The sequence below is a fragment of the Micromonospora sp. NPDC003816 genome (assembly GCF_042874705.1).
Classification (GTDB): Bacteria; Actinomycetota; Actinomycetes; order Mycobacteriales; family Micromonosporaceae; genus Micromonospora.
The window spans coordinates 698988-710882 of sequence record NZ_JBIANP010000002.1 but is presented as its reverse complement, the minus strand read 5'-3'; the positions used below and the strand labels follow the sequence as shown (position 1 = coordinate 710882).

Genomic DNA, 11895 nt, shown 5'->3' with positions numbered 1-11895 from the left:
ACCGGTCAGGACTTCGTCCAGCGCAGGACCTCGCCGAGCACCAGCTCCGGCGTCTCCAGGTGCGGGAAGTGCCCGACGTCGTCCAGCAGCCGCCACTCGTACGCCGCGCTGACGTAACGTCCCGACCCCTGGGCGGTACGCGGCAACGAGGCCACGTCCAGCGCGCCGTGCAGTTGCAGGGTGGGGGTGACCAGGGGGCGCTGCATCAGCTTGACGAACCGGTATCCGTGCAGCCGCAGCACCGACCGGAACGCCCAGCGGTAGCCCTCCAGCGCGCAGAACGCGGCCTGCGGAATCCGCATCGCCTCCCGGTAACGGTGGGCGTACCCGGCGAACTCCGGGCCGCTCACCCAGCGGGGTCCGCCCCAGCGGCGCAGGATCTCCTCCACCGCCCGCGCGTCGTCCCGGGTGAGGACGTGCTCGTAGCGGGGCATCTGGAACCTCAGCGCGGGTGTGGAGGCGGCGAACTGGCCCCGTGGGTCGGCGAAGATCCCGGCGCGCAGCCGCAGCGGGTGCGGTGCGCCGAGCACCACCAGCCGGCGGACCAGGTTGGGATGGAACGAGGCCACCGTCCAGGCGATCATCCCGCCGGCACCGGCACCGACCACGGTCGCCGACCGTTCACCCAGCGCGCGGATCAGGCCGGCCACGTCGGCGGCGAGGGTGTAGCCGTCGTACCCCCGGGGTGGTTTGTCGCTGGCGCCGTAGCCGCGCAGGTCGACGGCGACGGCGCGGAAACCGGCGTCGGCGACCGCCGGCAGCATCTGCTGCCAGGCCCACCAGTGCTCGGGGAAGCCGTGCAGGAAGAGCACCATCGGACCGGTGCCCGCCTCCACGACGTGGAACCGGCTGCCGTTGGCGCCGACGAACCGGTGCGTCCACGGTCCCTCGGTGAGGACGCAGGATTCGTCGATGGCATCGCCACGCTGCTCGGTCATGACCGACAGCCTATGACCTCGCCGCCGTCGGCCCCGGTGGGCCGACCGGACCACCGGCCCGGCAGGGGCGACGCCCCGGGCAGATGGCCTGCCCGGGGCGTCGTCGTGTCAGGTCGGCGGCTCAGGAGAACCGGACCTTGGTGTAGATGCCGTCCTGCTCCATCACCTTGATCTTGGTGCCGGTGGCCGGGAGCTTGACGCCGTGGTTGGGCAGCTCCGGGAACCAGTACTGCTTGGTGTCGTCGAACAGCGGCTGCGCGGCCTGACCCCGGATGTACTGGGGCTGGCTGTTGAGGTGCAGCGTGAACGAGTCGGCCTTCTTGAGGCTGAACGGCGCGTCGTAGACCTGGATCCGGGCCCGCCAGGGCTGACCCGTCAGGTTGTAGATCGGCCGGGGCCGGGAGTCGATGATCAGGTTCCGGCCCTCGCCCGGGTGTGCGAACGTGTCGTTGTCCGACCACCGGGTGTTCCAGTACGAGATCAGCAGACCCTCCTGGTACGCGTAGTGGTCCACGAAGTCCGGCTTGGTGTTGGCGTACCCGAAGAAGTACGGACCGGTCTTGAGGTACTTGTCGTACGAGATGTACTGCCGGGTCCCGGCGATGTAGTAGTTCGGGAAGCTGCGGGTGTACGTCTCCTCGACCACCTCGAACCCGCCGGCCAGCGTCCAGCCGGTGGCACCGTCCTCGGCACCGTCGACGAGGACCGTCTGCCCGTCGGCGGTCAGGGTGATCGCGTCACCGAAGAACCCGCCCTCGGCGACCGCCCCGTCCGTCTGGTAGCGCAGCCGGAACCCGACGGTGTTGCCGGCCACCGAGTCCAGCGGGACCTGCACGTCCACCCACTCGCCGTCGGTGCTGCCGTCCAGCGCGTACCGGCCGGGGGAGATCTCCTTGAACGGCCGACCGTCCGCGGTGCCGGGCTGCGGCGTCCAGGTCTGCCCGCCGTCGGTCGAGGTCTCGAAGAACAGGTAGTCGTAGTCCGCCTCGATGCTGTAGCGGCCCTTCAGCGAGACGCTTGCCGACGACGCCCCACTCAGGTCGAACGTCCTGGTCAGGGTGCTGTTCAGGTCGTCTGCGTTGCCGGAGAAGAACTGCTTGTCGCCCTCGAACGGCGCCCCGTTCTCGAACGTGTACTCCCGCTCGGGCAGCACCACCACGGCGGCCTGGGCCTCCTTGGTGTTGTACTCCTGTGGACCGAGCACCAGCGTGCGCTTCTGCCCGGCCACGATCACCTCGTAGTCGAGCCAGCCGAGCTGGAGCTTGTTCCACGCACCGAGGTCACCGCCGCGCTCGCCGATGCCGCCGTCGTTCTTGGCGCCGAGGCGGCTCTGGGCCATCAGGGTCCAGTGCTCGTTGTTGTTGTCGCCGCCGCTGATGACGTTGTAGTCGTCCGGCAGGCCGAGGTCGTGGGCGTACTCGTGGTAGAAGACGCTGCGACCGCCGTTCTCCGGCTGGATCGTGTAGTCACCGATCCAGATCCCGGTGTCGCCGATCTGGGTGCCGCCGGCCGGGAAGTTCGGCGGGCCGGTGCGTCCCTGGTCGGAGGCGTACGCGTACCAGCGGTGGCTCCAGATCGCGTCCTCGCCGTAGATCGGGTCACCGTCGGCCATGTCGCCACCGGCGTGCACGATCTGGAAGTGGTCGATGTAGCCGTCCGGCTCGTTGAAGTCGCCGTCGCCGTCGTAGTCGTACCGGTCCCACTGGTCCATCGCCCGCACGTCGGCGGCGATCTCCTCGTCGGTCCGTCCGGCCGCCTTCTGGTCGGCGACCCACTTGTTGGCGGCGTCGCGCACCAGCGCCCAGACGTTGTTGCAGACGATCCCGTCGCACGGGTAGCCGCTGGAACGTCCGTACCGGGCCTGGTTGTAGTTGACCTTCACCCAGTCGGTGACCACACCGTCGACGCTGTAGCGCCCGGAGGACTGGGCCTCGTAGTACTGCTTCACCGACTCGTCGCCGGGGCCGGTGCCGAAGTAGAGCTTCCGGAAGTGGTCGGCGTCGTAGTCCGGCTGCCAGACGGTGGAGTTGTCCACCCGGCGGTCCGGCTCCGGGATCTCGTTGTGCCCTGGTCCGTCGAACCGCGCCGGGCCGGGGGTGTCGGGGTCGGTGTCCTGGTCGGGGTAGTCCGGGTGCCGCTCGTTGCCGAACTCGGCGAGGATCACGAAGATCCGGTCGGTCTTCTCCCGCGACAGTTCGACGTACTGCTTCTCGGTCGGGCCCTTGCCGCCCTTGGTGGTCTTGGCGTTACGGCCGGCCTTGCCACCCTTGGTGGCCCGCTCGCCGACCTTGACCACCGTGCTGCCGTTGATCCGCTCCGCCTCGGCCCGGCCCGAGAGAACCTCGCTCAGACCCTGCTCACGCAGGGCGCGACGCTTGTCCTCCAGCGGGTTCGGCAGGTCGTGTTCGGCGTGGGCGGGCTCCGCGATCGACTGGGCGGACGCCGGCGCCGTGGCAGGCGCGGCGGCGGCGGAAGCGCCGACCGTCAATCCTGTCGCGGTCAGCGAGAGCCCGAGCAGACCCACTGCGACTTTCCGCACGTGGTACCTCCGGATTGAGGGAACCGGCCCGTCGGGGGTTGTGGACCGGTGAAATAGGCCCCTACGGATGGGGCCACTGGTGAACATAGGCACTCGTGGGGCCAAAGGGGAAGGGGTGTGCGTCGATTTTGTGGCACCGAGTTGTTGGCAGGCGTTTTCACTGTCACAGCCCTCGGCGGCGACCACCCGACGTCCGCGCAGGTCCGGACAGACATCGACGGGTGGCGGTCCGACGCGGACCGCCACCCGTCGAGTGGTACGCCTATCCGTCAGTCCTCGTCGGACTTACCCCCGCCCATGCCGGAGGCGATCAGGTCCATCACCGACGAATCCTGCAACGTGGTGACGTCGCCCAGCGACCGGTTCTCCGCCACGTCCCGCAGCAACCGACGCATGATCTTGCCGGAGCGGGTCTTCGGCAACTCCGGCACCAACATGATCTGTCGCGGCTTGGCGATCGGGCCGAGCGTCTTCGCCACGTGGTTGCGCAGGTCGGCGATGAGCTTCTCACCGGCGTCACCGGCGGTGTCGATGCTGCCGCGCGGGATCGCGAACGCCACGATCGCCTGCCCGGTCGTCGGGTCGGTGGCGCCGACCACCGCCGCCTCCGCCACCGACGGGTGCGACACCAGCGCCGACTCGACCTCGGTGGTGGAGATGTTGTGCCCGGAGACCAGCATGACGTCGTCCACCCGGCCGAGCAGCCAGAGGTGCCCGTCGTCGTCCCGCTTCGCCCCGTCACCGGCGAAGTAGACCCACGGGTCGTCGGCGTTGCCGCTCACCCCGGCGCCGAAGCGGGACCAGTACGTCTCGATGAACCGGTTGTCGTCGCCCCAGATGGTGCGCAGCATCGACGGCCACGGCTCGCGCAGCACCAGGTACCCGCCGCCGCCGTTCGGCACCGACTGGCCCTGGTCGTCCACCACGTCGGCGATGACGCCCGGCAGCGGCGTCATCGCCGAACCCGGCTTCGCGGCGGTCACCCCGGGCAGCGGCGAGATCATCATGGCGCCGGTCTCGGTCTGCCACCAGGTGTCCACGATGGGCAGTTCACCCCGTCCGACATGCTGCCTGTACCACATCCAGGCCTCGGGGTTGATCGGCTCACCGACGCTGCCGAGCAGCCGGAGCGTGGAGAGGCTGTACTCGGCGGGGATCTCGTCGCCCCACTTCATCATGGTGCGGATCAGCGTGGGTGCCGTGTAGAGGATCGTCACGCCGTACCTGTCGACGATCTCCCAGAAGCGGCCCTTGTGCGGGGTGTCCGGGGTGCCCTCGTACATGACCTGGCTGACGCCGTTGGAGAGCGGACCGTACACGATGTAGGAGTGGCCGGTCACCCAGCCGATGTCCGCCGTGCACCAGTAGACGTCGCTCTCCGGCTTCAGGTCGAAGACCGCGTGCGAGGTGTACGAGGTCTGGGTCAGGTATCCGCCGGTGGTGTGCAGGATGCCCTTCGGGCGGGCCGTGGTGCCGCTGGTGTAGAGGATGAACAGCGGGTGCTCGGCGTCGAACGGCTGCGCGGCGTGCTCGGTCGACGCCTGCTCCACCGTCTCGTGCCACCAGTGGTCCCGCTCCGACCAGCCGACCTGCTCGCCGGTCCGGCGTACCACCAGCACGTGCTCCACCGACGGGCAGTTCGCCACCGCGTCGTCCACGGTCGGCTTGAGCGCCGACGGCTTGCCCCGGCGGTACCCGCCGTCCGCGGTGATCACCACCTTGGCGGTGGCGTCCTGGATCCGGTTGGTCAGCGACTCGGCGGAGAAGCCACCGAAGACCACGCTGTGCGTCGCGCCGATCCGGGCGCAGGCCAGCATCGCGACCGCCGCCTCCGGGATCATCGGCAGATAGATCGCCACCCGGTCACCGGCGACCACCCCGAGGTCGGTGAGGGCGTTCGCCGCCTGGCACGTCATCCGGTGCAGGTCGGCGTAGGTGATGGTCCGGGTGTCGCCCGGCTCGCCCTCCCAGTGGATCGCCACCTTGTCGCCCCGGCCCGCCTCGACGTGCCGGTCCAGACAGTTGTAGGCCACGTTGAGCTGCCCGCCGACGAACCACTTGGCGAACGGCGGATTCGACCAGTCCAGCACCTGGTCCCACTGCTTCGCCCAGGTCAGCCGCCCGGCCTGGCGCTCCCAGAAGGCCAGCCGGTCGTTCTCGGCCTCGACGTACGCGTCCGCGGTGACGTTGGCGGCGGCGGCGAGTTCGGCCGGCGGCGGGAACTGGCGCGTCTCGTTCAACAGATTGGCCAATGCCTCGCTCATGCGGTGACTCCTCGTCGCTCGGGGTGACCTGCCTCTCTCCCGGGCAGGTTAGCCGGGGTGGACGCGCCAGGCGACCGATCTCGTCCGCCCTCGTCGCCCAACGGCCTTCCCCACGCGCCGAGATGTAAGGAAGGGCACCTTATTAACGCCTCGTGCATAGGAAGGGTCCCTTCCTAACACCTGCGGCACAGCATCGACGCACCTGCGGCAACCCCGCCGCCGCCGACTCGTGCTCGACGCGGATCGCCGGGTCGATAGCGTGACAGGGTGACTGCCGACCCGCTCGCGCCGCTGCTCGACCTCGCCGACGTCGCCGACGCCGTCGCCCGCGCCCGCGCCCGCTTCGACCAGGCGCTCGGCCACCGCGCGTTACGCCGGCACGGCGGCCAGGTCGTGGCCGAGGTCGGCCTGCGGTCCGCGGTGGCCAGCGCCGGCCTGGAAGGCCGGCCGCACGACCGTGAGGTGGTACGCGCCGGCACCGTCACCGAACCGGTCCTCCAGGGCGCCCTGCGCGTCGCCGGTGCACTGCCCGGGCTGATCGACCTCTGGCCCCGAGCGCCCCGGCAGGTCCTCGCGAAGCTGCACGTACTCGCCGCCCGCGACATCGTCGACCAGCCCGACCTGGGCCGCCCGGTCGACGACCCGGTGGTGGCCGCCCGCCTCGACGCCCTGGCCGGGCTGGTGGCCGGCGGCACCCAGGTCACCCCGCTGGTGCTCGCCGCCGTGGTGCACGGGGAACTGCTGAACCTGCGCCCGTTCGCCGGCCCCTCCGGCGTCGTGGCCCGGGGCGCGGCCCGCCTGGTGCTGCTCGCCAGCGGCGCCGACCCGCGTGGCCTGCTGCCCGTCGACGTCGGGCACCGGGAACGCGAGCCGGAGTACGTCGGAGCGGCGGGAGCCTTCGCCACCGGGACACCCGACGGGCTCCGATCGTGGCTGCGCCACTACATGTCCGCCGTCGAGGTGGGCGCCGACCAGCTCACCGCCATCGGCGACGAGGTCCTGGCGGCTGCTTGACGAGGATGGCGGGCGGGGATCAGGCCGAGCTGCCGGCGCGGGTCCGGCGGTGCCGCCCGTACCAGGCGATGCCGATCGCCACCCCGACGCCCACGCCGAGCGCGGCTGCGGCGACCGGGACGCCCGGCCGCTCCCGCAGCCGCCGACCCAGCGGGATCGGGTGCCGGAACTCCAGCACCGGCCAGGCGTTCTCCACCGCGAGCTTGCGTAGCTGACGGTCCGGGTTGACCACGCTCGGATGACCCACGCACTCCAACAACGGCCGATCCGTGTACGAGTCGGAGTAGGCGTACGAATCGGCCAGGTCGTACCCGCGCACCTCGGCCAGCTCGCCGACCGCCTCGACCTTGCTCGGACCGGCCGCGTAGAACTCGACCTCGCCGCTGTACCGCCCGTCCACCACACCCATCCGGGTGGCGATCACGTCGGTGACCCCGAGCAGCGCGCCGATCGGGCGGACCATCTCCTCGCCGGAGGCGGAGACCAGCACGACGTCCCGCCCGGCCGCCTGGTGCTCCTCGATGAGGGCGGCGGCCTCGGCGTACACGTAGGGGTTGATCAGCTCGTGCAGTGTCTCCGCGACGATCTGGCGGACCTGCTCCACCTGCCATCCCTTGCACAGGGTGGCGAGATAGTCCCTGGTTCTGGCCATGGTCTGCTCGTCGGTGCCGCCCAGCCGGAACATCAGCTGCGCGTACGCCGACTTGACCACGTCACGCCGGGTGATCAGCCCGTCCCGGTAGAACGGCCGACCGAACGCCAGGGCGCTCGACTTGGCGATGACGGTCTTGTCCAGATCGAAGAAAGCGGCACTTCGGCCCACGGCGCGAAAGTCTAGCCCGATGGTCTATCGTCGGCGGATGCCCGGGGGCCAAGGACCGTGCGGACCTGCGGGTCGGCCTCCCCGCTGCCTGCGAAGAGTGACTGCACTCACACTCTGCGAAAAGGAATCTGCGGGGAGTGGAGGCTACACCACTCGACGTACACAGGTCCGCTCAGGCAGACTTGTTGGCAGGACGAGTATTCACATCTCGTACAACCGGCAGACTCTCGGCGGTTGCACCCCCCGTAACCGCTGAGCGGGTTCGGCTCGACCCCCCCGGAGCCGAACCTCGACGACCCCCGTCTCCCCCCGACGGGGGTCGTCCCTTTCCCCTTCCGTCGCAGGCCCAGGTAGAGCCTCTCTCCCGAATCGGCGAGCCCTGCGGCACCGCCGGATGCCGCCGATCGCGCTCACGCGTTGCTGGCCTCGCCGGGCCGGTCCCCGCAGGAGATCGCCGGCACGGTGTCCAGGGCGGAGGCCCTGATCGCGGAGGTCCGTCGGGCCACCGACCGGTTGCGGGAGGACCGTCCGGGCTAGCCGATCACCGCGCGGCCGGGCGTACGGACCGGCTCGAAACAGGCCAGGGCCCAGCCGCGTCGGTCGGTGACCACCCAGGGGTGCCCGACGTACGTGTGCTGCCGGTACGACGTGTTCGGTTGCAGGACTCGGTACTGCCTGCGGTTGCCGTGGTGGTCCAGCCAGTGCACGGTCACCGTGCGGTTGGTGGAGTTGACGAACTCGATGCTGGTCTCGGGGCCGCCGTTGACCGAACGCAACCACCGTTCGTGCCCGCCGGGCAGCGGGGCGAGGCGCTGCGGTTGCGGCTCGGGCGGCCGGGTGGTCGGTGCTGGGCTCGCCGGGCGGCTGGGTGCGGACGTCGGCCGGCTGCTCGGCGTACCCGGGGTGCGGGGTGGGTCGGTCCGTGGGGCCGATGTCGACGGCGACCGGGTCGGCGCGGACGCCGTGGTGGGCGGCAGCGGGCGGGTGGAGGAGACTCCGCCGACGGAGGACGAGGCCGACGGGGTGGCCGTGCCGTCCGAGGCGGGGCGCTGCGAGGTGCTGGCCGGCGCGGGCGGCGGTGCTACCCAGCCGGTGGGTCTCTCCGGAGCGGCGGTCGGCGGAGCGTCCGGCGTGGGCCAGAACAGGGTGAGCATCAGGCCCAGTACGCCGGTGGCGACCCCGGCCAGCAGGAGCCGGTGGCTCACCCGGCCAGTGCCGTGGTGTGCCGGCTCGGCGGGGCCGACGACGGGTGCGGACGCGACGGTCGGCGGTGTCCACGGATCGCCGTCGCGGGTGACCGGTGCGGCCGGCAGGGCGAGCCGTGTCGGGTGCGCGGGCAACTCCGGTCGGCTGGGTGGCGCGGGGTGGGAACGCGGGTCGAACAGCCAGGGGCCGACCCGGAGTCTCGGCTCGACACGGGGATGCTCGTGATCTGGCGACTGCTTCATGACCTCGATCCAGCGAGGGATGCCGTTCCGCCGACGGCGCAGACCGTCGATTATGCGCGCTCTCCATGTCGTCCCGCTATGGCCGATCGAAGGCGATTTGAACGCGATGTTCGATCGCCCATGTAGCAGATCAACTTCGATCGCGGGCGTTGTCCACAGGGGACCTGGTTATCCACAGGCGGGTCGCGCGGGGCGGCGCCGGAGGTGGTGCGGCGGAAGGGTTCGGCACAGCGAACCCCTGCCGACCGTTGGAGGCCACGATGCCCGCCCGTACCTCCGTCCCGCCGCACCCGCCTCCGCCCCTGGTCGTGACCGGGGACGGTGACCTGCTCGACGACCTGCTGCGGCTCGCCGCCGCCGGAGGTGTCGAGGTGGAGGTCGCCGCCGACCCGGCGGCTGCCCGGACCCGCTGGCGGTCCGCCCCGCTGGTGATCATCGGCAGCGATCAGGCGCAGCCCTGCCTGCGGGCCCGGTTGCCCCGGCGTGCACGGTTGGTCCTGGTGGGCCGCGACGGTGACGTCGAGTCGAGCTGGCAGGTCGCGGACCTGCTCGGCGTGGAGCACGTCGCGGTGTTGCCGGCCGCCGAGCCGTGGCTGGTCGACCGCTTCGCCGAGAGTGGTGTCGGGGATGTGCCGGGCGGCCGGGTGGTCGCCGTCCTGGGCGGCCGGGGTGGGGCCGGGGCCAGCATCCTGGCCGGTGGGCTCGCGGTCACCGCCGCCCGTACCCGGCTGCGAACCCTGCTGCTCGACGCCGATCCGCTCGGTGGCGGCCTCGACCTGGTGCTGGGCTGGGAGCAGTTGGAGGGCCTCCGGTGGCCGGCGCTGACCGGGGCGGACGGCCGGGTGGACGCCCCCGCTCTGGTGCGGGCGCTGCCCAGCCGGGGCGATCTGGTGGTCCTCTCCTGGGATCGCGGTGACCTGGTCGCGGTGCCGGCCGAGGCGATGGCGGCCACGCTGGACGCGGCCCGACGCGGCCGGGACTTCGTCGTGGTCGACCTGCCCCGGTATCTCGACGACGCGGCGGTCACCGCGCTCCAGGCCGCCGACCGGGTCTTCGTGGTCGTGCCTGCGGAGCTGCGGGCGACCGCTGCGGCGGCGCGGGTGGTGGCGATGGCGGGTCCGCACTGCCACGACCTGTCAGTCGTCGTGCGCGGTCCGGCCCCCGGCCGGTTGCGGGCGGCGGAGCTGGCCAAGGCACTCGGGCTGCCGCTCGCCGGCAGCCTGCGGCCGGAGCCGGGCCTGTGCCGTGGCCTGGAGCGGGGCGAGGCGCCGGCGGCCACCGGGCGCGGCCCGCTGGCCGACCTCTGCCAGCGGATCGTCACCGACTTGACCGGCCGGAGCGCCCCGGCGGGTGCGGCGTGAGCGGGGAGAGCCTCGCCGCCCGGGTACGCCAACGGATCGCCGCCGCCACCACGCCGGTCACGCCGGCCGCGATCGTCTCCGCGGTACGCGCCGAACCCGACGCCGCCGTGCTCGGGGACACCGCCCTGCTGCGGATGGCCGACCGAGTACGCGACGACCTGGTGGGCGCCGGGCCACTCGCCCCGCTGCTCGCCGACCCGGAGGTGACAGACGTGCTGGTGAACGGCGTACGCGTGTGGGTCGACCGAGGTCAGGGGCTGCACCAGGTCCCGGTGCCGGTGGGCACCGTGGACGACGTACGCCGGCTGGCGCAGCGGCTCGCCGCCGGAGCCGGACGCCGGCTCGACGACGGTGCGCCGTGCGTCGACGCCCGGCTGTCCGACGGCACCCGGATGCACGCCGTGCTGCCACCGGTGGCGACCGACGGGCCCTACCTGTCGTTGCGGACCTTCCGGCAGCGGCCGTTCACCCTGGACGAGCTGGTCGAGCAGGGTGCGGTGGCCCGGCCGGTCGCGCCGATACTCGCCGCCGTGGTGGCGGCCCGCCTCGCGTACCTGGTGATCGGCGGCACCGGCTCCGGCAAGACGACCCTGTTGAACACGCTGCTCTCGCTGGTGCCGGGCACCGAGCGGATCGTGCTGGTCGAGGACGCCGCCGAGCTTCGGCCGGTGCACCCGCACGTGGTGGGGTTGCAGGCCCGTACGGCCAACGTGGAGGGCTCCGGCGCGGTCGGTCTGAGTGAGCTGGTCCGGCAGGCACTGCGGATGCGGCCCGATCGGCTGGTCGTCGGCGAGTGCCGGGGCGGCGAGGTGGTGGACCTGCTCGCCGCACTCAACACGGGTCACGACGGTGGCGCGGGAACACTGCACGCCAACGCCCCGTCGGACGTACCCGCCCGGTTGGAGGCGTTGGGGCTGCTCGGCGGACTGCCCCGTCCGGCGTTGCACGCCCAGGTGGCGGCGGCCCTCCAGGTGGTGTTCCAGATTCGCCGTACGCCGCAGGGGCGGCTGTTGGAGTCGGTCTGCCTGCTTCTGCCGGAAGGGCCGGATCGGCTGGTGACTGCGGTGCCCGCCTGGATCCGGGGTCGCGGGCTCGGGTTCGCGGGGCGGGCGCTCGGCACCATGATCAAGAATCGGGACGTCGCGGTGCCGCCGATCCTGTCCGAGCCATGGCCCGGGTCTGCGGGTCCGGCATGAGCGGCGGATACCTGTGGGTGGCCGGGATACTGCTCGGGCTCGGCGTGGTCGCGATCCGGCCGGTGCGCACCCGGATGTTCCCTGGCCGATCGCGCGACAGGTGGGCCGACGACCCGCTGATCGACTGGGTGGCCACACTACGGTCGGTGGGCGAGCCGGCCCCGCTGAGCGACACGTCCTGTGTGGTCCCGCCGCCGGCTTCCCTGCGACCTGCGACGACGCGTCCCAACCCACCGAACTCGGTCGTGGCGTCCCGCCCGCCTGGCCGCAGTGACGGGCGCCGACCGATCCGCCCCGACAGCACGCCGTCAC

The 11895-nt window shown here is 71.8% G+C and carries 8 protein-coding genes; 3 read left to right on the top strand and 5 right to left on the bottom strand.

What is annotated here, in order from left to right:
- Window positions 1–5 precede the first annotated feature (5 nt).
- From ACFYTT_RS09075 to acs, 3 genes are all read right to left on the bottom strand, one after another.
- Window positions 6–938 (bottom strand): alpha/beta fold hydrolase, encoded by a 933-nt coding sequence (locus ACFYTT_RS09075; RefSeq protein ID WP_176092354.1) that lies wholly within the window; start codon window positions 936–938, stop codon window positions 6–8.
- A gap of 121 nt (window positions 939–1059) precedes the next feature.
- Window positions 1060–3462, bottom strand: a complete 2403-nt coding sequence (locus tag ACFYTT_RS09070; RefSeq protein WP_131053506.1) for an immune inhibitor A domain-containing protein — start codon at window positions 3460–3462, stop codon at window positions 1060–1062.
- A 284-nt stretch (window positions 3463–3746) separates the two neighbouring features.
- Window positions 3747–5741: an acetate--CoA ligase gene (gene acs / locus ACFYTT_RS09065; protein ID WP_176092355.1), complete on the bottom strand. Its 1995-nt coding sequence runs from the start codon at window positions 5739–5741 to the stop codon at window positions 3747–3749.
- Between the two features lie 267 nt (window positions 5742–6008).
- Here acs and ACFYTT_RS09060 point away from each other — a divergent pair, with 267 nt between their 5' ends.
- Window positions 6009–6755 (top strand): oxidoreductase, encoded by a 747-nt coding sequence (locus ACFYTT_RS09060; RefSeq protein WP_176092356.1) that lies wholly within the window; start codon window positions 6009–6011, stop codon window positions 6753–6755.
- Window positions 6756–6774: 19 nt separating this feature from the next.
- On the opposite strand, the gene ACFYTT_RS09055 is transcribed toward ACFYTT_RS09060, so the two are convergent.
- Entirely contained in the window at window positions 6775–7578 is an 804-nt protein-coding gene (locus ACFYTT_RS09055) for an HAD family phosphatase (RefSeq protein ID WP_176092357.1), read from the bottom strand.
- A gap of 533 nt (window positions 7579–8111) precedes the next feature.
- Complete coding sequence (locus ACFYTT_RS09050; protein WP_176092369.1) at window positions 8112–9026, bottom strand: hypothetical protein; 915 nt, start codon at window positions 9024–9026, stop codon at window positions 8112–8114.
- 308 nt (window positions 9027–9334) lie between these two features.
- On the opposite strand from ACFYTT_RS09050, the gene ssd reads away from it, so the two are divergent.
- Both ssd and ACFYTT_RS09040 read left to right on the top strand, forming a co-directional pair.
- Window positions 9335–10387 carry a septum site-determining protein Ssd gene (gene ssd / locus ACFYTT_RS09045; protein WP_201272422.1) on the top strand — a complete coding sequence of 351 codons (1053 nt, stop codon included), beginning with the start codon at window positions 9335–9337 and terminating at the stop codon, window positions 10385–10387.
- Complete coding sequence (locus tag ACFYTT_RS09040) at window positions 10384–11583, top strand: TadA family conjugal transfer-associated ATPase (RefSeq protein WP_387258317.1); 1200 nt, start codon at window positions 10384–10386, stop codon at window positions 11581–11583. Before ssd ends, ACFYTT_RS09040 begins: the two co-directional genes overlap by 4 nt.
- Window positions 11584–11895: the final 312 nt, after the last annotated feature.

Coding starts and splice junctions, on each gene's coding strand:
- ACFYTT_RS09050 (WP_176092369.1), bottom strand. CDS start 9,026: ATGAAGCAGTCGCCAGATCACGAGCATCCCCGTGTCGAGCCGAGACTC.
- acs (WP_176092355.1), bottom strand. CDS start 5,741: ATGAGCGAGGCATTGGCCAATCTGTTGAACGAGACGCGCCAGTTCCCG.
- ACFYTT_RS09075 (WP_176092354.1), bottom strand. CDS start 938: ATGACCGAGCAGCGTGGCGATGCCATCGACGAATCCTGCGTCCTCACC.